This window comes from Hyphomicrobium facile (assembly GCF_900116175.1).
In the GTDB taxonomy this organism is placed as follows: Bacteria; Pseudomonadota; Alphaproteobacteria; order Rhizobiales; family Hyphomicrobiaceae; genus Hyphomicrobium_B; species Hyphomicrobium_B facile.
In genome coordinates this window covers 958,048-976,853 of the sequence record NZ_FPCH01000002.1, presented here as the reverse complement: position 1 = coordinate 976,853, position 18,806 = coordinate 958,048, and the positions used below count along the sequence as shown (strand labels likewise).

General features: G+C 60.3%; 18 protein-coding genes. 9 read left to right on the top strand and 9 right to left on the bottom strand.

Annotated features, from left to right (window positions below; translation table 11 throughout):
- Positions 1–9: 9 nt before the first annotated feature.
- From BM399_RS11480 to BM399_RS11450, 8 genes are all read right to left on the bottom strand, one after another.
- Complete coding sequence (locus tag BM399_RS11480; RefSeq protein WP_092867825.1) at positions 10–1,296, bottom strand: NAD(P)/FAD-dependent oxidoreductase; 1,287 nt, start codon at positions 1,294–1,296, stop codon at positions 10–12.
- Between the two features lie 159 nt (positions 1,297–1,455).
- Positions 1,456–1,728 (bottom strand): DUF4242 domain-containing protein, encoded by a 273-nt coding sequence (locus BM399_RS11475; protein ID WP_092867824.1) that lies wholly within the window; start codon positions 1,726–1,728, stop codon positions 1,456–1,458.
- A gap of 73 nt (positions 1,729–1,801) precedes the next feature.
- Positions 1,802–3,286 carry an aldehyde dehydrogenase family protein gene (locus tag BM399_RS11470; RefSeq protein WP_092867823.1) on the bottom strand — a complete coding sequence of 495 codons (1,485 nt, stop codon included), beginning with the start codon at positions 3,284–3,286 and terminating at the stop codon, positions 1,802–1,804.
- Between the two features lie 84 nt (positions 3,287–3,370).
- Positions 3,371–3,526 (bottom strand): hypothetical protein, encoded by a 156-nt coding sequence (locus BM399_RS21190; RefSeq protein WP_177228138.1) that lies wholly within the window; start codon positions 3,524–3,526, stop codon positions 3,371–3,373.
- 43 nt (positions 3,527–3,569) lie between these two features.
- Positions 3,570–3,869 carry an EthD family reductase gene (locus BM399_RS11465; protein WP_092867822.1) on the bottom strand — a complete coding sequence of 100 codons (300 nt, stop codon included), beginning with the start codon at positions 3,867–3,869 and terminating at the stop codon, positions 3,570–3,572.
- Positions 3,866–4,396, bottom strand: coding sequence for a flavin reductase family protein (locus tag BM399_RS11460; RefSeq protein ID WP_092867821.1), 531 nt, complete (start codon positions 4,394–4,396; stop codon positions 3,866–3,868). Before BM399_RS11460 ends, BM399_RS11465 begins: the two co-directional genes overlap by 4 nt.
- Positions 4,396–6,090: an amidohydrolase gene (locus tag BM399_RS11455; RefSeq protein WP_092867820.1), complete on the bottom strand. Its 1,695-nt coding sequence runs from the start codon at positions 6,088–6,090 to the stop codon at positions 4,396–4,398. Before BM399_RS11455 ends, BM399_RS11460 begins: the two co-directional genes overlap by 1 nt.
- Positions 6,087–7,163: an LLM class flavin-dependent oxidoreductase gene (locus BM399_RS11450; protein ID WP_092867819.1), complete on the bottom strand. Its 1,077-nt coding sequence runs from the start codon at positions 7,161–7,163 to the stop codon at positions 6,087–6,089. Before BM399_RS11450 ends, BM399_RS11455 begins: the two co-directional genes overlap by 4 nt.
- 167 nt (positions 7,164–7,330) lie before the next feature.
- Between BM399_RS11450 and BM399_RS11445 the strand changes: the two genes are divergently transcribed.
- The 9 genes from BM399_RS11445 to BM399_RS11405 all read left to right on the top strand — a co-directional run bounded on the left by BM399_RS11445 (position 7,331) and on the right by BM399_RS11405 (position 18,223).
- A complete protein-coding gene (locus BM399_RS11445) occupies positions 7,331–8,347 on the top strand; it encodes an Lrp/AsnC family transcriptional regulator (protein WP_092867818.1) in 1,017 nt (338 codons plus the stop codon).
- A 104-nt stretch (positions 8,348–8,451) separates the two neighbouring features.
- A complete protein-coding gene (locus BM399_RS11440; RefSeq protein ID WP_092867817.1) occupies positions 8,452–9,738 on the top strand; it encodes an MFS transporter in 1,287 nt (428 codons plus the stop codon).
- A gap of 9 nt (positions 9,739–9,747) precedes the next feature.
- Positions 9,748–11,142: a cytosine permease gene (locus BM399_RS11435; RefSeq protein WP_092867816.1), complete on the top strand. Its 1,395-nt coding sequence runs from the start codon at positions 9,748–9,750 to the stop codon at positions 11,140–11,142.
- Between the two features lie 411 nt (positions 11,143–11,553).
- Positions 11,554–11,808, top strand: a complete 255-nt coding sequence (locus tag BM399_RS11430; protein WP_143117809.1) for a hypothetical protein — start codon at positions 11,554–11,556, stop codon at positions 11,806–11,808.
- A complete protein-coding gene (locus BM399_RS11425; RefSeq protein WP_092867814.1) occupies positions 11,805–12,968 on the top strand; it encodes an ABC transporter substrate-binding protein in 1,164 nt (387 codons plus the stop codon). The genes BM399_RS11430 and BM399_RS11425 overlap by 4 nt, the downstream gene beginning before the upstream one ends.
- Before the next feature lie 8 nt (positions 12,969–12,976).
- Positions 12,977–13,981 (top strand): ABC transporter ATP-binding protein, encoded by a 1,005-nt coding sequence (locus BM399_RS11420; RefSeq protein ID WP_092867813.1) that lies wholly within the window; start codon positions 12,977–12,979, stop codon positions 13,979–13,981.
- A 17-nt stretch (positions 13,982–13,998) separates the two neighbouring features.
- Positions 13,999–14,871, top strand: coding sequence for an ABC transporter permease (locus BM399_RS11415; protein WP_177228137.1), 873 nt, complete (start codon positions 13,999–14,001; stop codon positions 14,869–14,871).
- Positions 14,864–15,673: an ABC transporter permease gene (locus BM399_RS11410; RefSeq protein WP_092867811.1), complete on the top strand. Its 810-nt coding sequence runs from the start codon at positions 14,864–14,866 to the stop codon at positions 15,671–15,673. The genes BM399_RS11415 and BM399_RS11410 overlap by 8 nt, the downstream gene beginning before the upstream one ends.
- A gap of 99 nt (positions 15,674–15,772) precedes the next feature.
- Positions 15,773–18,223, top strand: coding sequence for a GcvT family protein (locus BM399_RS11405; protein WP_092867810.1), 2,451 nt, complete (start codon positions 15,773–15,775; stop codon positions 18,221–18,223).
- Positions 18,224–18,241: 18 nt separating this feature from the next.
- Here BM399_RS11405 and BM399_RS11400 read toward each other — a convergent pair whose 3' ends face one another.
- Entirely contained in the window at positions 18,242–18,805 is a 564-nt protein-coding gene (locus BM399_RS11400; RefSeq protein ID WP_092867809.1) for an NAD(P)H oxidoreductase, read from the bottom strand.
- Position 18,806 lies beyond the last annotated feature (1 nt).

Below are 18,806 nucleotides of genomic sequence, written 5' to 3'. Positions count from 1 at the left end.
TCCGTCGACTTACTTTTCGAGCATGTCCACGAGGCGGTACCAGGCGATGGCCGCCCCGATTCCGATATTCCGAAACGCGTGGAACGGTATTGGCCGGATCGGCGTCGGCGGAAACGGGAGAAGCTCCGCGTCCCTCGTAACGAAATACTCGACGAGGCGAGGACCGAGGCCGGTCATCAGGCCGATACCCCGGCCCTGGCACCCCGCTGCAACGAGCAATCCCGGCTCGGGTTCGTGCACATGGGGCAGGTGATCGAGCGTTAGCGCGACACGTCCGTACCATCGCTTTTCGATCGGGACACTGGTGAGCGCCGGATAGAGCCGCTTCAAGGCGTGCTCGAGATGAGCCCACGCTGAGGCGTCCGCCGGATCGGACATCGATCCGCGGCCGCCGAGCAGCAGACGGCCGTTCGGACCCTTCCGATAATAAATGATGATACGGCGGGAATCCGAGACGACCTGCCCCTCCGGCAGGATGCTCGAGAGAAGCGCATCGGAGAGCGGCGCAGTCGCGATTTGAAACGAATGCAGCGGCAGAAGCGTCCGCGCAAGGCCCGGAACGAGAGCATCCGCGTAGGCATTCGTCGCGATGATGACGCCTTTCGCGGAGAGTGAACGGCCGTCAGCGGTCTTGAGAACCCAAGCGGCATTCTCTCGTTTTAGCGCCGTTACTCGCGTGTTTTCGGCAATGCGAGCGCCCGCATCGACGGCCACCCGCGCCAACTCGCGCGTATAAGCGAGCGGTTGGATAGCGCCGCCGCGAGGGTCGAGCCAACCGCCGTGGTATCCGCGCGCACCGGTGAGGCGGGTGACTTCGGCCGCGCTCAGAAGCTTTGCCGGTACGCCGCGTGCGATCCATTGCGTGGCGCGCTGTTCGATCGCGCGCAGTGCCGCCTCCGAGTGGGCTGCCTGAATCCAACCCGCTCGCTGAACGGGCACGTCGAGTTCTTCGCGCTGAATGAGATCGAAGACGCCGTCCGCGAGAGATGCTCCGAAGCGAGCAAGTGACTCGCCGCGCTTTTCGCCGAAATGCTGGAGCAGCCAATCCGGGTCGTACTTCAGTCCGGGGATGACTTGGCCGCCGTTGAGGCCCGATGCGCGATCGCCGACATGCGCCGCTTCAAGAACACGGACGGAAAGGCCGGAACGCGCTGCGTGAAGGGCTGAGGAAAGACCGAGAATTCCGCCGCCGACGATGGCGAGATCGACTTTTTCGCTTGGCTTCAGCGCGTCGGAAGCCAGGGGAGCGAAAGTTCGCTCGGCCCACACGGACTCTGCTTGGTAGCCAGCAACCATGGTTCGCCCCCTATGAAGCGGGACGCAGATTTTCACTAATATGAAAGATTGTAAAGCGGGTTCAGGCTAAGGCCTGGCTGAAAATACCCGGCGAAACGAAGTGGGGCGCGCGGACTTTCATCCGCGCGCCCCTGTAGTGCCCCAACCAATGACTGCTCTTCAGCCCGCGGCCGAAGGATCAATGACCGTCTTGACCTCGATGATGCGGTTCGCAGGGAAGCCGCTGAGTTCTGCGTGCTTGCGGATCGTCTCCTCGTCCTTTGCGAGATAGACGCAGAACGTGCTGTCGCCGGCGATGTAGGAATGAAGCCACTGCACGTCCGGCCCTAACTTCGCGAGGGCAGCGTTGGAAGTCGCGGCTGCGCCTTTCAGCTGCTCCGCACTTGAATCGCCGACGCCGGGTATGTTCCGTTCGATAACGTACTTCTTCATTGGCTTTTTTTCACTCCCATGTATCGCGCCAGGATTTTCCCGGCGCGAGCACCGATGATGATCGCCTTCTAGACTACTGCGCGTAATTAACCCAGACGGTCTTCGTCTGAAGATATTTATCGAGGCCTTCGCGGCCGTTGTCCTTGCCGTAGCCCGATTGCTTGAAGCCGCCCCAGCCGACCGCCGCATCGAACTGGTTATAGGTATTGATCCAAACGGTGCCGGCCTGGATTGCTGTGGCAGCAGCGTGGGCCTTGGCCATGTCGCGTGTCCAGATACCGGCCGCGAGGCCGAAGTTGCTGTTGTTCGCCCGCGGCACGAGATCGTCGAGAGAATTGAATTTCTGAATCGTGAGAACCGGTCCGAAAATCTCTTCCTTGACGACGCTGGCGTTATCGTCCGCCCCGCAGAGGACGGTCGGCTCGTAGAACGAACCGGATGCCAGATCGCCCTTGCCGCGCGCTCCGCCGATGGCAACTTCGATGCCGCCCTTGCGCGACAGTTCGACGAAACCGTTGACCCGCGCGAGCTGGTCTTCGGAAATCAGCGGCCCCATCGTCGTGTCGGCGTTGAGACCGTGGCCGAGCTTGAGTTGCTTTGCTTCCGATACGACGCGGTCGACGACCCGGTCGTAGACGGCCGCATCGACCATGAGGCGCGAGCCCGCCGAGCAGACCTGCCCGCTGTAGAAGAAGATGGCGCCAGCAGCGACTGAAGCAGCGGCGTCGACGTCGCAATCGGCGAAGATGATGTTCGGGTTTTTGCCGCCCAGTTCCAGAGAGACATGCTTGAGCGTCTTGGAAGCGCTGCGCGCGATATGCTTGCCGACTTCTTCGGAGCCGGTGAACGAAATCTTGGCCACGCCCGGATGCTCAACGAGGGCCTGGCCCGTCGTCGCGCCTTCGCCCGTCAGAACGTTGAGAACACCGGGCGGGATGCCGGCTTCGAGGGCAAGCTTTCCGAGAATGAGAGCCGAAAGCGGCGTCTGCTCGGCGGGCTTCAGGATGACGGTGCAGCCTGCGGCGAGAGCCGGGGCGATCTTGAAGCAAGCTTGGCAGAGCGGAAAATTCCATGGCACGATCGCGGCGACGACGCCGACCGGCTCACGGCGCGTATAGACGTGCATGTCAGGAGCGCTGACGGGAATGGTCTCGCCGGCGAGCTTGGTGCACCAGCCGGCGTTATAGCGAAGCGCGCCGACAGCCAACGGAATGTCGACCGCTGCGATGTGCAACTTCGGCTTTCCGGAATCCAGGCTTTCGACTTCTGAAATCCATGCGGTATCGCGTTCGATCAGGTCAGCGAACCGCATCAACAGTGCAGCGCGTTCGCTCGGCGCCATTTTCTGCCACACCAGCTGCGCCGCTTGCGCCGAGGCGACGGCCGCATCGACGTCCGCCTGCTTGGCGTGCTGGACCGACGCCAGCACTTTTCCAAACGCTGGATCGTAAGTTTCGAAACTCTCTCCCGATGCGCTGCCGACCTCGGCTCCGCCAATGACGAGTTTATGCTGTGCGGACAGAAATTCAGTCGTCTGCTTCGAAGCGGAATTCGACATTTAAAGGTTCACCTACGCTGGTTGAGTGCGAGCGAGCGAGAATGGCTGCTCATCGAGAAAACGCTAATTGCCGGGATGCGGGTATCACCAAGGCCAGCCCCAGATCAGGAGGCCGACGGGAAAGACGATTCCAAGCGCCACGAGCGCGAGCCAATCCCAAAAGGTGAAACGTGCGTCATCGGCGGGCGCATTTTCGAAAGCGCGAATGCGCCGTTCAAGTTCTGGATCGAAGCCGCCCATGCCGGATTCCCTTTATTTGTGCGCCTGCCGTGTTCGCTGCGCCTTAAATTTCAGCCGTCAAGATCGTCACTCCGCCGTCGGCGAAATTGGCGACGTCAGCCACCGCCGCCTTGCCGGCTTCGGAGTTGAGAGACGCCTCGAGATCGGCCATGGAAGCATAGTCGAGATACGCGACGAGATGCACCGGCTTCGCGGCATCGCTGCTGGTGACGGCGCCGCGGCTAAAGCTGAAGCCTTGAACCTTGGGCATCTTGTCGACCAGCGGGCAATGCACGTCTCTGTAGTGGGCATCGAACGCCGCTGCATTGGCTGGGACATTGTAGATGACCGTGAGGCGTATCATTGGTTCGCTCCGTCGTTTTCGAATGGCAGCATTTTTCTGCGCGCATAGACCATGGGGTTCAACTCGCCCGCACGCTCGATATCGACCACCCGGCCGATGACGATCTTGTGGTCACCGAATGCGATGATTTTGTCGAGTTCGCATGCGACCGCGACGACGCAGCCGTCGATCCGAGGGAGCGCGAAAACGTCGGCCTCCCATTCCACGCCGTTGAATTTATCCGCCGCCTTGCCGGAGAACTTCATTGCGACGCTTTGCTGTCCGTGTGCCAGCACGTGCACCAGAAAGCGGCCATGAGACTGGATGGCCGCGAGCGTGTTTGATCCATGATCGAAGCACGCCAGCATCTGCGGCGGGTCGAGCGATAGCGAAACGACAGCGGAAAGCGTTGCCCCCGATGGCGCGCCGTCGGGTCCCCACGATGTGATGACCGTGACGGCCCCTGGCATGTCGCCCATCGCCGAGCGAAATTCACCGGGATCGACAGGTCGCGGGCGCTTTATCGCGAGTTCGCTAGTCTGAAGCATCAACTCCCTCCAGCCTTCGTACGGTCCCAGATCTGCTTGCCGTTCTTGAACACGAGATCGACTTTGAGCTTCGGCAACTCATCGACGGCAACGGCGTGCGGATCGCGATCCAGGACGATCAGATCGGCGAACTTGCCCGGGGCGATGCTGCCGCGAACGTCGTCTTCGCCGAGCACGGATGCAGCGTCGAGCGTGTGCAGCCTAAGCGCCTGATCGAGTGTAATCGCCTCGTCGGCGTCGAGCGTTGCGCCGGAATACGTTTGCCGCTTGAGACAGCACCAGACGCTGAAGAGCGGGTTCGTCGCGTCGCGTTCCGAGCCGACCCAAACGTCCGAGCTGCCCGACAACCGCCAGCCCTGCTTCATCAGCGTGGAGAACGAGAAGCGGCCGATTGCGCCGTGCTCGCCGAGGTAATCGGGGAAATATTCGCCGAAGGTGTAGAGGAACACCGGCTGGGGAACGGGGATGATGCCCGCCGCAGCCCATTTGTCCGCCGTCACCTCCGAAGGCATGAGATTGCCCGCGTGCTCGATACGCGTGCGGACCCGCCCTGTTGGAGCGCCACCCATTTCGAGAAGCGTGTCGCAAACCCATTCCTGCGCCCGGTCGCCGTTGGCGTGAACCGCCAACTGCAAACCCGCATTCTGCGTCAGTTCGATTGCGCGCTGGGCAAAGCCCTTATCGAGCGCGACCTCGCCGCGGAATGTGTGTCCGCCACGGCATCCGCACACCAGATATGGAAATTTGACGGCCGCGCTCTTCGCGGAGAAACCACCGTCGGCGAACAGCTTGACGCCCTGGATACGGAAGAGATCGTCCGGCGCGGTGACGGAAATGCTCTTCTTCCAATTGCAGGCCGCCTCGAGCGCCAGCGTTCCAGGCGCCCAGAGGTAGGTGCGCACCGATACCGGCAGGTCACCGCGAGCGGCCATGTCGTTCATGATCTGCTGTCCGTCGACCGTCTCGGAGATTTCTCCGATCGTCGTGACGCCGAACTGCGTGAAGAGCTTCGGAATGCCGGTCTGCAAGGCGGCTGCCAGCTGCTCGCGATCCATTGCCGAGAACGGCAGAAGATTGTCCATCTCCTTCACGATGCCGGTCGGCTCACCCGACTCGTCGCGCTCCACGCTCGGAAGCCCCGTGATCGAGTAGGGAGGCGGCGAATAGTTGCGGTCTATCATGCAGACCGCAAGCGCCTTCGAGTTGAGAATGGTGAGATGGCCGCCGGCGCGCAGCGCGACCGGATGCGCAGTGCTCACGCGATCGAGTTCGTAGCGCGTCGGAAAGCGCTTCTCGGCGAGCTTGCGGTCGAAAAAGAGATTGGCCTGACCAACAACCCACTCCCCCGGTGGCGTCTCGACGGCTTTCGCCGAGAGCGCCGCGATGACCTGTTCGATCGTACCGCATTCCGGTGCACGGCAGTCGACAACGCCGTAAGAGGAACGGCAGGCGACTTCGATATGGGCGTGAGGATCGACGAAACCCGGCATGACGGGACGGTCGCCGACATCGATGATCCGCGTTTTCTCGTCGGTAACTGCTGAGATTTCATCCCGGCGGAGCAGTCGCAAGATACGCTTGCCCCGCACGGCAACGGCTTCGATCCGCGGATCGGTCTCAGGATCCATCGTTATGATGCGACGGCTGAGAACGACGATGTCTGCCGGCTCTGGAGTGCTATCGATTTGGGTCATTCAGCTGCAATCTTGTGGTCGCGGTCGACAGCGGGAATGACCTCGGTGCCGATCAAGTGGATGCTCTTCATGATCTCTTCGTGAGGAACGCCGTCGATGCGCAGTAAAACTTCATCGATGCCCATGGCTTCAAGCTTGCGAAGCCGCTCGATGAAGTCGGCCGGCGAGCCGATCAACACGGAAGGCGTCTCGGTCATCAGGAAGTCGAGATTGGTCTCGTTGGCTTCCAAGACCTGGATGCGCTCGAGGTATTCGTAGCTCGGGTTCTTCGACAGCGGCACGTAAAGATCGAGAATGAATTTGAAATAGCCGAGCGCGACATCGCGAGCGACCCTAGCCGCTTCGGCGCGCGTCGGCCCGCAGAACGAAGTCGCAACGTAAAGCCCCATATAGGAATTGGGGTTCGGCATCAGGTTGCGGCCGGTTGGAAAGGCATTGCGATAGCCGTTGATGCATTCCTGCAGGTAATCGAACCCGAAGTAGTTCTCAAAGCACATCGCGCCAATCTGCATCTGACCTGCCGAAGCATGAGTCTTGACGCTGGAGGCGGCAACGGACACAGGAGGATGCGTGTCTTTGTCGAACGAGGGAACGATCGTTCTCTGCGGAATTTTCCAGACCGGGCCGTCGTGCTCGAGCTGGTCGCTGGCGAAGATCTTGGCCAGCACCTCCATCGAATCGTTCCATTGTTCGGCGGTTTCATTCGGCTTCACGCCGAAGGCGCCGAGCGTCGTGAGATTGTTGGAGCGCGCGGTGCCGATTTCTGCGCGGCCGTTGGAAACGATGTTGAGCGTCGCAAGGCGCTCGGCGACGAGGATGGGATGATTCCACTTCAGCAATACCGAGCACATGACGCGGAGCTTGATGCGCTTGGTGTGCTGGGAGACGGCGGCGTAGAGCACCTCGGGAGCGGAGACGGTGAAGCGGGGAGGGCTGAAATGCTGTTCCGAAGTACCCCAGGTCGAGAACCCCAGCTTGTCCGCCAGAGCGACCTCTTCGATGATGTCCCGGTAGCGCTGGGCGTAACTCATGCCCGGCATCACCTCGCCTTCCTGCAAGATCCCTACTTTCACCGATGGCCGCTCCCGTAACCGTAATTCGTCAAAATATCATTAGATAATGCTGTAATTCGTACGAACTTTCGTGTCAAGGCTGGGAAACGCATTCCGGGCTTGATCCAAAGACGAGGTTCGGGCTCTTTCGCAGGAGCGGTGCATCCTGCCGGCTGGGGAGACTTTGAATGAAGAGAACCATGACGACGCCGGATTACCTTCGGCTCGTCGCATCGCTCGACAATCTCGATCGAAGCATCGTTTCGCTGCTGCAAGCGGATGGGCGCATGCCGTTTTCGCGCATCGCGCGCGAAGTCGGAGTGACCGAGAAGACCGCGCGCACGCGCGTCCTCGATCTGATCGAGCAGCGGGTGATGCAGATTACCGCCGTTACCGATCCATCGGTGCTGGGCTATGGCTCAGCGGCGCTTCTCTGCATGACGAACCGGCCGGACCGTCCAGCGAGTGAGATTGCACGGCAGCTGCAGAACATTCCCTCGATCGATTACGTCGTCGTTTCGGCCTCTCATTTTTCTCTTTTCGCCGAAGTCCTCTGTCGCGATCGCGCCGCCCTGCAGGCGACGATCGAAAACGAGGTCGGTAAAATCGACGGCATTCAGACGATCGAAATAGTGCCCTACCTCAGTCTCCACTATCAGCTCGCGCACTTCGCGGCCGCGCAGAACAAGGCCCCGAGCGAGACGGGCGTGCGGCCGCGCGAGATAGATGGAATGGATGTTCGCATCATTCGCTCGCTGAGCGAGGATGGACGCAAGCCATTTTTGCAGGTCGCTGAGGAACTCGGCGTTTCCGAAGGCCAAGTGCGTTTACGGTTCAAGAATCTGTCCGATACCGGCACCGTCAGCGTCATCGCGTTGATCAACCCGATGAGCCTCGAGTTCCGGTCGATGGCCTGGGTCGGGATCAACGTGGCGGCCGGGCACAGCGTCAAGGACGTCGCCGATGCATTAGCTAGATTGGCGAATACAACCTACATCGTCATCTGCGCCGGGCGTTATGACATCCTGACGGAATTCATCTGCCAGACTGATCGCGAACTGCTCGATGTGATCGACCAGAGCGTCCGGTCGCTTCAGGGCGTCGCTCGGCTCGAAGTGTCGATCTACAGCAATCTTTTCTACAAGCGTCTCTCGACCATCCGCGATGAGGCGATCTCCGATCAGCAGGAACGGGCGGGCGCCTGATGGCCCTGCACGTTCTGCTTCTCCGCCAATCCCACCCAGTCCGTTCGAGCAGAACATCGCCTCTCGGCTGATCGCTCGGAACCCGCATCACGGATCATCATCATATGTCGTCACCGCTCTCTCGTGCGCTCGTCAAAGTGCAGTATCGAATCTTGCCTCTGCTGATCGCTGGTTATTTCACGGCCTACCTGGACCGGGTCAATGTTAGCTTCGCAGCCCTTCAGATGAATGCGGATCTGTCGATCCAGCCTGAAGCGTTCGGCTTCATCGCCGGCGTGTTTTTTCTCGGCTATTGCCTCTTCGAGGTTCCGAGCAACATCGTCATGTCGAAGGTAGGCGCGCGAATTTGGCTATCGCGGATCATGGTTACGTGGGGCCTGTTGTCGGCCTCGACCGCATTCGTCACTGATGTCAACGTTCTTGCAGTTCTGCGTTTCACGCTTGGCGCAGCCGAAGCGGGCTTCTTCCCAGGCGTCATCTACTATCTCACCAACTGGGTCCCGGCGGCGGAACGCGCTCGAGTCGTCTCCATTTTCATGATGGCCGTTCCGATTTCGACGGTTATCGGATCTCCCCTGTCGGGCTGGATCCTGGATGCGTGGAACGGCGTCTGGGGGTTCCGTGGTTGGCAATGGCTGTTCGTGCTCGAGGCCGTGCCCGCAGTCGTCCTTGGCGTGATCTGCTTCTTCGTGCTTGTCGATACGCCCGCAAAGGCAAAATGGTTGTCCGCAGAAGAGCGCGACGCACTGCTGGCCCGGCTCAAGGCCGACCGCGAAGTGGATATCCCAAGTCACAGTCACTCCATCCGTGGGGCGTTGACGGATCGGCGCGTGCTCGTCCTCGCAGCGTCATGCTTTGGCACGGGGATAGGACTCTATGGGCTGGGCTTTTGGCTGCCCCAAATCGTCAAGAGCATGTCCCTGACGAATACCGAAACGGGCTTCGTCGTCGCCGTGCCGTACGTGATCTCCGCGCTTTTCATGTGGGCATGGGGCCGGCATTCGGATCGAACGGGCGAACGCATTTGGCATATCGCGATCCCGGGCTTTGTCGCCGCCGCGGCCTTTGGGTTGTGCGCTTTCGTATCGTCACCAGTTCTGCTGCTCGTCCTGCTGACGATCGCATCCGCTTGCACGCTGTCGATTTTCCCGGTCTTCTGGACCGTACCGGCTGCGATCCTCACAGGGCCCGCGGCCGCAGCAGGGATCGCACTCATCAATTCGGTCGCAAACAGCAGTGGTTTTTTTGGCCCGTATCTGGTTGGCTTGGCCAAGCAGCACGGCGCGTCATCTCAGTATGCCATTGCGCTGCTGGCTGTCTTCATGCTGGCCGGTGCCGTGCTGGTTCTCTCGATGGAGTTTGGAATCAAGAAAATCTCGAAGAAATCGTAAGGGGGGAAAATGAGTTCGACGCAGGACAGCGTAGCCGAATCCGGCTGGCCGCTGACAGTCAAAGACCGGACGTGGACGACAAGGCAGTTGACTGTCGTTCTGCTCGTGACCGCCTGCGGGAACTGGTCCTACCTCATTGGCCAATACGTCGCCTTCTATCTCGATTTCAAAATGGGTGTCTCGGCATTGATCGCAGGATCGATGATCGGGATGCTGATGCTCACGCTAGCCGTCGTGCCGATGTCGACGAAATACGGCATCGACTCGATCGCAGCGTCGAAGCCGCAGTTCGGCAATCGTGGCTGGTTGATCACCGTCTTCCTGCAATATGCGTCGATCATCGGCTGGAATACCCTGCTTCTCGTATTCTTCGGAAAGGCCGTTGCTCAAGCCCTGATCACGCTGGGATTGGCCGATCCGGAAAGCTCGCTCACGATCGTCAGGATCGTATCGGCGGTGACGTGTATCGTCGTCTATCTGGTGCTGCTGCGCGGGCTTAAGGGCCTCGAGGCCGCCTCCAACCTGCTCTTCGTCGTCGTCGTGGGCATCGGCATTTGGATGCTCTACCAGCTGCTCTCCTCGAACGCGGAAGCTCTGGCCGTCGCGAAGCCGTCGATGGCGTCGCCGAGCTTGGCCTGGAATTACGTTACGGGCGTCGAGATCAGCATCGTTTCGCTTCTGGGGTTCTGGGCATACTTCGGCACGATCGTCCGTGAATCGCCCTCTCCGTCGAAGTCCGTGTTGCCGTCCATGCTGGCGATGGGATTGTCGCTGCCATTGCTCAGCATTGTGGGGCTCGCGGCGATGTTGGTGCTGCAGGTGCCGGACCCGACCGCGTGGCTCGTGTCTCTCGGCGGCCCGCTCTATGGCCTCATTGCGTTGCTGTTGATCATGGCGGCCAATCTTGGGCCATCGCTCGCCGGTGTTTATTCGACGGCTATAGGCCTGCGCCGCGTACCCGCTCTCGGAGAGGCGCGCTGGGGCACGCTCATTCTCTTTTCGATCGTGCCGGTTGCGGCCGTCGGCATTCTCATCCCTGAAGAGTTCTTCTCGAGCTTCGGCACGTTCTTGGCGTTCATCGGCGTCTTCTTTGCGCCGCTATGCGCGATCCAAATCGCCGATACCTTTTTGCTGCGCCGCAATTCGCTCAACGTCCGTGGGATTTATCAAGACGGACCGGGCACGCCTTACGAATTCTGGGGCGGCTTCAATCCGGCCGCTCTGCTCGCGATGGCAGCAGGTTTCTCAACCTATCTCTATCTTTTGAATCCCGTCTCATACGAGAGCAGGTGGCCTTACGAATATACGACGGCTTCGCTCCCGGCCGCTTTCGTTGCCGGGATCGTGTTCGTCGCCGTAACGCGTCTCCTCGTCATGCGCATGCGGAAAGGCGACTACAAGTAAGCCTCGGTAAGCCTCGGAATGTCGAGCCGGACCGCGCGCCCTGAGCCGGCGGCGCGCGGATAACCCGGCCTGCCTGCACCATTGCGCAATATTTCGAGAGACGCGCTGCGTCGTCCCGCACAGGATGCGTCAAGGAAATCGGGTGACGACGCGGGGCCGGTGTCCGGGCACCCACTGTAAAAAGAAAGCCCATGAGAGCGGAAGGGGGTCGTTGACTTAGATCAATTTGCGAAATACGGTCGTCAAAGTCTTTTCAAATACGCTTTACGGTTTGCTGCTGCTTGCCGGATGCGCAACCTGCCTCGAACTTGGACAAACAACCGAGGCGCAATTCGACGGACGTGAGACGCACGCGCGTTGAACGGACTAATTGAACGGTCTTCAATGTCGGCCAAGCGCCGCGGGGGCACGATGCATTCTTGGAATGCCGAAGTGGCGATGGGGCCGCGCAACGCGCCGGCCGAGGCTTTCACAAAAGCCCGGGCCATTCGTCTTCTTCGCTCCGCCGAACGCGCACGGGCTCATCAGCGCACCGGACTTCGCCATCATGCCAGTCTGGGCGCCGCCGCGACGAGGCTTTTTCCGGTCATCGAACTCGGGCGAAACGCGATCCCGCCTGACCTACTTCGCAACAGCACCAACAGCCATCGGGAGTTTCTGAAATGAATGACGGTGACGGTAAGACCAATAAGAAGACTCTATCTCGCCGCCAGATACTGCAGACCGGCAGTGTCCTAGCCGGCGCCGCGCTTTTGCCGATGCCCGCAATCATCGGGCGCGCTTATGCACTCGACGCCAAGGACGCCTTCAAGGGCGAAGAGTTGACGGTGTGCGCTTGGTCGGGTGGTTACCTCGACTCGTTCAAGATCGCGATTTCTGACCCGTTCAACGCCAAGTACGGCACGAAGGTGTCGTTGGTCGGCGGCTGGGATCAGATGGTCGCTCAGATGAAGGCGGCGCCGGCAGGCAAGCCTCCGTTCGATATCACCATCTCCGAAGAATATACGACGCTCGGCGCACTCGCCGAAGACCTCTACGCGAAGACCGACAGGTCCAAGCTTCCTCAGCTTTCCGAAGTGCAGCCGTTCTTCCTCACCGCACGGCCGGAAGCGGCCCGCGACTACGGCGTGCCGTTGGGTCTCGGCTTCTCTCTGCCGCTGTTGAACACTGCCCTCACCGCCGACAAGCCGCTTAGCTGGTCGACGATGTGGGACAAAGACCTCGAGGGTAAGCTCGCCCTCGATGCTGGAGCCTACTGGTGGCTCATCGCCATCTCGGCGATCTGGGGCGCTAAAAAAGACTTCAATGCCTTCTACGAATGGAAGCCCGGAATGGCGTCCGACCCCATCTTCGAGGCTGTCGAACGGCTGCGTCCCGCCAAGTACTACAAGGACGGCGCGGAACTCTCGTTCCTCATGCTGCAAGAGCAGGCATCGTTTGCGCAGATCTATTCGGCGGACGCTCTCGGCCTCACTCAGAACGGCGGCGCAACCTTCAAAACCGGCATCCCTGCCGACGGCACCGTCGCTTACGGCGACTGGTACATCAAGGTTAAAGGCACGCAGCACGATGCGCTGGCAGACGCCTTCCTCGGTTATTTGCTTGAGCAAGAAACGCAGGATCGTTTCATTCAGGTGCAGATGTCAGTGATGTCGCGTAAGGATGTGACGGTGCCGGCCTTCTGGCACAACTATCCTAAGTCGAACGATGACCTGGTGAAGAACGTGCGCTTGATGACGATGCAGGGCCTGGAGCAGCTGTTGCCGAACTTCGATGCGATGGGTGAGCGCTTCCAGCAAGCAGTGCTCAAGACTTCAAAGGGCTAAGACTGAATATGGTTTGTGCCCTTCGATTGGAACGTGTCGTCAGGCGTTATGGAAATCACGCCGCAGTCGATGAGATCGATCTCTCGGTCGAGAAGGGTGAGTTTCTCACCCTTCTCGGCCCGAGCGGCTGCGGGAAGACGACCACACTCCGTCTCATAGGCGGGATGGATCGTCCTGACGGTGGCATCATCGAAATCATGGGGCGCAGAGTCGATCGCCTGCCGAGTCACAAGCGCGATACTGCCACTGTTTTTCAATCCGGGGCGTTGTTTCCTCACCTCACGGTGGCGGAGAACGTCGCTTACGGATTGAAGATGCGTGGCGTATCGAAAAGCGATATCGCCCCGCGCGTGAAGCGCATCCTCGATGTCGTGAGAATGGAAAGTTTCAGCCAACGCTATCCGGCAGAGATGTCGGGCGGCCAGCGCCAACGCGTGGCGCTGGCGCGCGCCATGGTCGTCGAACCAAGCATATTGCTTTTCGACGAGCCGATGAGCGCACTCGATCTGAAGCTGAAGCTCGAGTTGCGCTCGGAGATCCGCCGCCTTCATGAAGAACTGGGCTACACCGCTGTCTTCGTGACGCACGATCAGAGCGAGGCCATGGCGCTCTCCGATCGCATCGCCGTCATGAACAAGGGCAAGATCGAGCAGATCGGCTCGCCCATCGAAATATTCGAAAGGCCCGCGAGCGAATTCGTCTACACCTTCGTCGGCGAGTCCTGTTCGCTGCGGCTGCCGCCCGCTCTCGGCGGAACTGGCCCGGATGTGGCCGCCGGAAAAGTATTCATCCGTCCGACAAGCCTCGGACTGGTCAACGGAGCCGGCGCCGAAAACGAGGTGGTGGCGCGCATTACATCGGTGGAGTACCTCGGCGGCACATATCGCATTCATGCCGAGACGGATCGCGGCAATCTTTTCTTCGATAGCCCGGCCGCTCCGGCCGTCGGCCCCGACCACATGGTCAAGGTCGGTTGGAAGACCGCCGACGCAACTTATTTTCCCAACTCATGACTGCCGAGGCTGACATCGTGCCGAGCCGCTCAAAGGTCTCGGCTGCACTGCCGAGCATCCCATGGCTGATGCTGCCGACGCTCGTGTTCATCGTGGTCGCCTTCGGCTGGCCGCTGCTCTATCTGCTTCGCATGAGCTTCAACGAACATCCCGCAGGCGGGATTTACGTCGAAGCTTGGTCGCTGCGAAACTATCTGGTCGTGCTGACCGAGCCCAACATGCTCGCCGTGATCGGCAGGACGATCTACATCTCGTTGGTCACCGCCGTCGTCACGGTCGTCGCCGCATTTTTCTTCGCGCAATATGTCTGGCTGCGCGAAGGCAGCAACAAGCTAATGCTGCTCGCCATTGCCATCGCGCCGATGTTGATCTCCGAGGTCTCGGTCATCATCGGATGGCGGATGTTCTTTCCCTCGAACGGTCTTCTTTCCTATACGCTGATCTCGACCGGGCTCAGCGATCAGAAGGTCAACCTCCTCGGCACCCAGATCGCGGCAGTCGTCGGCCTATCCTACATCTCGATTTCATATTGCTTCTTCTCGATTCTGAGCGTTCTGAACGGGATTGATCGCAATCTTCTAACGGCCAGCGCCGACCTTGGCGCATCGCCACTGCGAACCTTCTTCACGGTCCTCTTGCCCCTCTCAAAAGGCGGCATAGCAGCAGCGTTCACGCAGGCGTTCGTCTTCACGATGGGCATCTACGCGACCACGAACGCGCTCGGACCGGATTCGCTCTGGACGATGCCGTACGAAATCCAACTTCAGATGCTGACGCGCCGCAACTGGCCGATGGCCGCCGCGATTTCCGTCGTGTTGATCGCGATCATCGCGACGACGGCGCTCGTGACGCAATGGCTCCGGCATAGAAAGGCATCGAGCCATGCTTGAGGATCGCGCCTTCGGCTATCTCCATCGCGCTTTTGCGGCACTCTTCATTCTGTACGTGTTGATTCCGCTTGGCATCACTGCGGTCATGGCGTTCAGCGACGACAACGTCATCCGCTTTCCGATCCGCGGCTTTTCCGGACGCTGGTTCGGGCATTTCTTCAACGACGCACAGTGGATCAACGCCGCCTGGAATTCACTCCACATCGCGATCCTGACCGCTTTCATGTCGATGGTACTGGCGCTGCCGGCGTCTTACGCACTGGCGAATGGCAAGAAAGCCCGGCCCGTCTTGCAAACGCTGTTGATCTTGCCGCTCTTCGTTCCGGGCGTGGTGCTCGGCATATCGGTCGCTATGGCTCTCGGCTCGGTCAGTCTGTTCGGTTACGATCTGTTCGGGTCCAAATTCCTCGTCGCCTGCGCACACACGCTTTGGGCGCTTCCGCTGGCGATCACGGTTCTCGTGCCGACGTTTGAAACGCTCGACAAGAGTTTGATGGAGGCGGCTGGCGATCTTGGCGCACCGCCGCTCAAGGCCTTCTTCAATGTGATCATGCCGGTCGCGATGACCGGCATCGTCTCGGCAGGCCTGTTTGCATTCATCACGTCGCTGAATGAATTCATCATGGCGCTGTTCTTGACGACGCGCGAAACGCAGACGCTGCCGGTCATGCTTTGGCTGTCGCTCCGCTCGAGTGCGACGCCTCAGATCGCGGTCGCATCGTTCGTACTGGCTGCTTCGGTGTTCACGGCCGTCGGTCTCGCCTACGTCTGGTACGGACTTTCCCGCCGCGGCAGAAAATAAAGCCCCCCATAAAAATCACATATGTGAAAATTTCGGTTGTAAATTTCACTCGGCCGGATGAAGATCTGCGGAGGGAAAATCAGTCGATAGGTAGGTTTTATGTCGTCGTTCCGGAATCGTGTTGAGGTTCTGATTGTCGGGGGCGGCGTCGCCGGCGTCTCGATCGCCTATCACTTGGCGAAGCTCGGCATCACCGACGTCATGCTTTGCGAGCGCAAGCAGCTGACGTGCGGCACGACCTGGCACGCAGCCGGCCTCGTCACCCAGCTTCGCGCCACGCGCAACATGACGGAACTGGCGAAATACACGGGCGAACTCTTCGCCAGCCTCGAATCCGAAACAGGCCAGGCAACCGGCTTCCGTCAGAACGGTGCGCTCCGCGCCGCGAAAACGGAAGGCCGCTTCGAAGAGCTGAAGCGCGGCGCCTCGATGGCGAGAAATTTCGGTCTCCCCGTTGAGGTCTTGCGGCCGGAAGAACTCAAGGAGCGCTGGTCGCCATTGAACACCGATGGTCTCGTCGGTGGCCTTTGGGCGCCGAAAGACGGTCAGGTCAATCCAGTCGACGTTACGATCGCGATGGCAAAGGGCGCGCGCAAGGCCGGCGCCACGATCCTCGAGAACATCCGCGTCGAACGCATCCTCGTCGAAGGCGGCCGCGCCGTTGGCGCGATCACCGATCAGGGCGAAGTCCGCGCCGATAAGGTCGTCATCTCCGGCGGAATGTGGTCGCGCGATCTTGGCGCGTTGAGCGGCGTATCGCTTCCCCTCCACGCTGCCGAGCATTTCTACATCGTCACCGAACAGCTGCCGAGCCTGCCGCGTGATCTTCCTGTTCTCTTCGTCACCGACGAGGAAGCCTATTACAAAGAAGACGCGGGCAAAATCTTGCTCGGCTGCTTCGAGAAGAACGCCAAGCCGTGGGGACATGAAGGCATTTCGCCCGACTTCTGCTTCGACTCGCTGCCCGAGGACTTCGAGCATTTCGAGCCGATCTTGGAAAGGGCGATGAACCGCGTACCGATGCTCGCGGATGCCGGCATCCAGCTCTTCTTCTGCGGCCCCGAAAGCTTCACGCCCGATGACCGGTATCTGCTCGGGGAAACGCCGGAGGTCGAGAACCTCTTCTGCGCATGCGGCTTCAATTCCATCGGCATTTTGTCGTCCGGCGGCGTCGGCAAGGCATTGTCGCAATGGATCCGCGATGGCCGTCCGCCGGTCGAGCTGACCGACGTCGACGTTCGCCGCATGATGCCGTTCCAGTCGAACAGCAAGTATCTTTACGACCGGACGACTGAAACGCTCGGCCTGCTTTTCGATATGCACTGGCCCTATCGGCAGTTCGAAACGGCCCGCAACGTCCGGCGCAGCCCGTTCCACGACAGGCTGATTGCGCAAGGCGCGTTCATGACCGAGGCCGCCGGCTACGAGCGTCCGGGCTTCTTCGGTACTCCCGGCACGAAGCCCGAAATCGAATACAGCTACGGTCGCCAGAACTGGTTCAACTTGGCAGCGGAAGAGTGCCGGGCGACGCGCGACGCGGTCGCCTTGTTCGACCACAGCTGCTTCACGAAATTCGCAGTCGATGGACGTGACGCCTGCGCCGCGCTCAATCGCATTTGCGCCAACAACATCGACGTTCCGGTCGGCCGTCTCGTCTACACGCAGTGGCTGAACGAGCACGGCGGCATCGAGGCGGACGTCACCGTCACGCGCCTCTCGGAGACGTCCTTCATGGTGGTCTCGATTGCCGTATCGCAGGTTCGCGATTTTGCGTGGCTGACGCGGCACCTTCCGAAAGATGCGCACGTTTTCGCGCGCGATATCTCTTCCGGACTGCCGATGCTGGCGGTGATGGGTCCGAAATCGCGCGAACTCCTGAGTTCCATCTCGAACGCCGATCTATCGAACGCCGCATTCCCGTTCGGCACCAGCCGCGAAATCGAGATCGGATACGCGAAGGCGCGCGTGAACCGCGTGACCTTCGTCGGCGAACTCGGCTACGAAATTCTGATGCCGGCCGAATTCGCCCAGCACATCTTCGACGTTCTCGTCGAAGCAGGAAAAGCCTTTGGCCTGAAGCAGGCCGGCTATTTCGCGATGAATTCGCTGCGCATGGAGAAGGGCTACCGGCACTGGGGCCACGACATCGGCGAGGATGACACGCCGCTCGAAGGTGGGCTTGGATTCGCCGTCGCCTGGGACAAGAAGGGTGGCTTCATCGGCCGCGAGGCGCTCCTGAAGCAGCGCGAAAGCGGTCCGCTGAAGAGACGGTTGGTGCAAATCCAACTCGAAGGCGATGACGCGCCGTTGCTGTACCATGAGGAGCCGATCTGGCGGGACGGCAAGGTGATCGGCTCGATCACATCAGGCGGCTACGGTCACCGTATCGGCGCTTCGCTCGGCATGGGCTACGTACGCTGCGAAGAGGGCGTCGACGCCGCGTGGCTCGCCGCCGCGCCGCTCGAAGTCGAAGTTGCCTGGAAGCGCTATCCGGCGCGCGCGCAGCTTGCGCCGTGGTACGACCCGAAGAGCGAGCGCGTCAAGGCTTAAGCGCCCAGAACTGAGAGCCTAGAATTCAGAACCCAGTTGGCGCGCCCTAGAGAGTATAGTTTCTGGATGGGGCGCGCCTTCAGTGGCGCCGTAAAGAAGTTCGAGGCGCGTCTCAGGTACTCCGCAATACCCGAGAATACCGGTTTCCAGCTGAGTGCTTATGGCTGTGTCATAGCCGCGCTTTGCGAAGGCTTCCGCCGAAGTCCCCGCGACCGCCAACATCCAAGCGTGCGAGTGCGGATATTTTTTATCGCCGTAGGCCCAACCGTTGTTCCAGACGCGGTCGATCCAGCCTTTGAGAAGGGCGGGCATCGACCACCACCATACCGGAAAGACCATCACGGTCGCTTCATTGCGCTCGATGCGGGCCATCTCGCTTTGAACCGCAGCCGAATAGACCTTGTTGGGATTTGCCCAGTCGGGCTCGTCGGGTTCACGCAGAACGGGGTCGAAGGATTCAGCCATGAGATCGGCAACTTCGATCTCATGCCCATTCTTGATGGCAGCTTCGGCGAAAGCCTTGGCTACGGCATGCGTGAGCGAGTCAGAGCGCGGATGCGCGGTGACGAGAAGAACTTTCATC

Coding starts and splice junctions, on each gene's coding strand:
- BM399_RS11480 (WP_092867825.1), bottom strand. CDS start 1,296: ATGGTTGCTGGCTACCAAGCAGAGTCCGTGTGGGCCGAGCGAACTTTC.
- BM399_RS11475 (WP_092867824.1), bottom strand. CDS start 1,728: ATGAAGAAGTACGTTATCGAACGGAACATACCCGGCGTCGGCGATTCA.
- BM399_RS11470 (WP_092867823.1), bottom strand. CDS start 3,286: ATGTCGAATTCCGCTTCGAAGCAGACGACTGAATTTCTGTCCGCACAG.
- BM399_RS21190 (WP_177228138.1), bottom strand. CDS start 3,526: ATGGGCGGCTTCGATCCAGAACTTGAACGGCGCATTCGCGCTTTCGAA.
- BM399_RS11465 (WP_092867822.1), bottom strand. CDS start 3,869: ATGATACGCCTCACGGTCATCTACAATGTCCCAGCCAATGCAGCGGCG.
- BM399_RS11460 (WP_092867821.1), bottom strand. CDS start 4,396: ATGCTTCAGACTAGCGAACTCGCGATAAAGCGCCCGCGACCTGTCGAT.
- BM399_RS11455 (WP_092867820.1), bottom strand. CDS start 6,090: ATGACCCAAATCGATAGCACTCCAGAGCCGGCAGACATCGTCGTTCTC.
- BM399_RS11445 (WP_092867818.1), top strand. CDS start 7,331: ATGAAGAGAACCATGACGACGCCGGATTACCTTCGGCTCGTCGCATCG.
- BM399_RS11440 (WP_092867817.1), top strand. CDS start 8,452: ATGTCGTCACCGCTCTCTCGTGCGCTCGTCAAAGTGCAGTATCGAATC.
- BM399_RS11435 (WP_092867816.1), top strand. CDS start 9,748: ATGAGTTCGACGCAGGACAGCGTAGCCGAATCCGGCTGGCCGCTGACA.
- BM399_RS11430 (WP_143117809.1), top strand. CDS start 11,554: ATGCATTCTTGGAATGCCGAAGTGGCGATGGGGCCGCGCAACGCGCCG.
- BM399_RS11425 (WP_092867814.1), top strand. CDS start 11,805: ATGAATGACGGTGACGGTAAGACCAATAAGAAGACTCTATCTCGCCGC.
- BM399_RS11420 (WP_092867813.1), top strand. CDS start 12,977: ATGGTTTGTGCCCTTCGATTGGAACGTGTCGTCAGGCGTTATGGAAAT.
- BM399_RS11410 (WP_092867811.1), top strand. CDS start 14,864: ATGCTTGAGGATCGCGCCTTCGGCTATCTCCATCGCGCTTTTGCGGCA.
- BM399_RS11405 (WP_092867810.1), top strand. CDS start 15,773: ATGTCGTCGTTCCGGAATCGTGTTGAGGTTCTGATTGTCGGGGGCGGC.
- BM399_RS11400 (WP_092867809.1), bottom strand. CDS start 18,805: ATGAAAGTTCTTCTCGTCACCGCGCATCCGCGCTCTGACTCGCTCACG.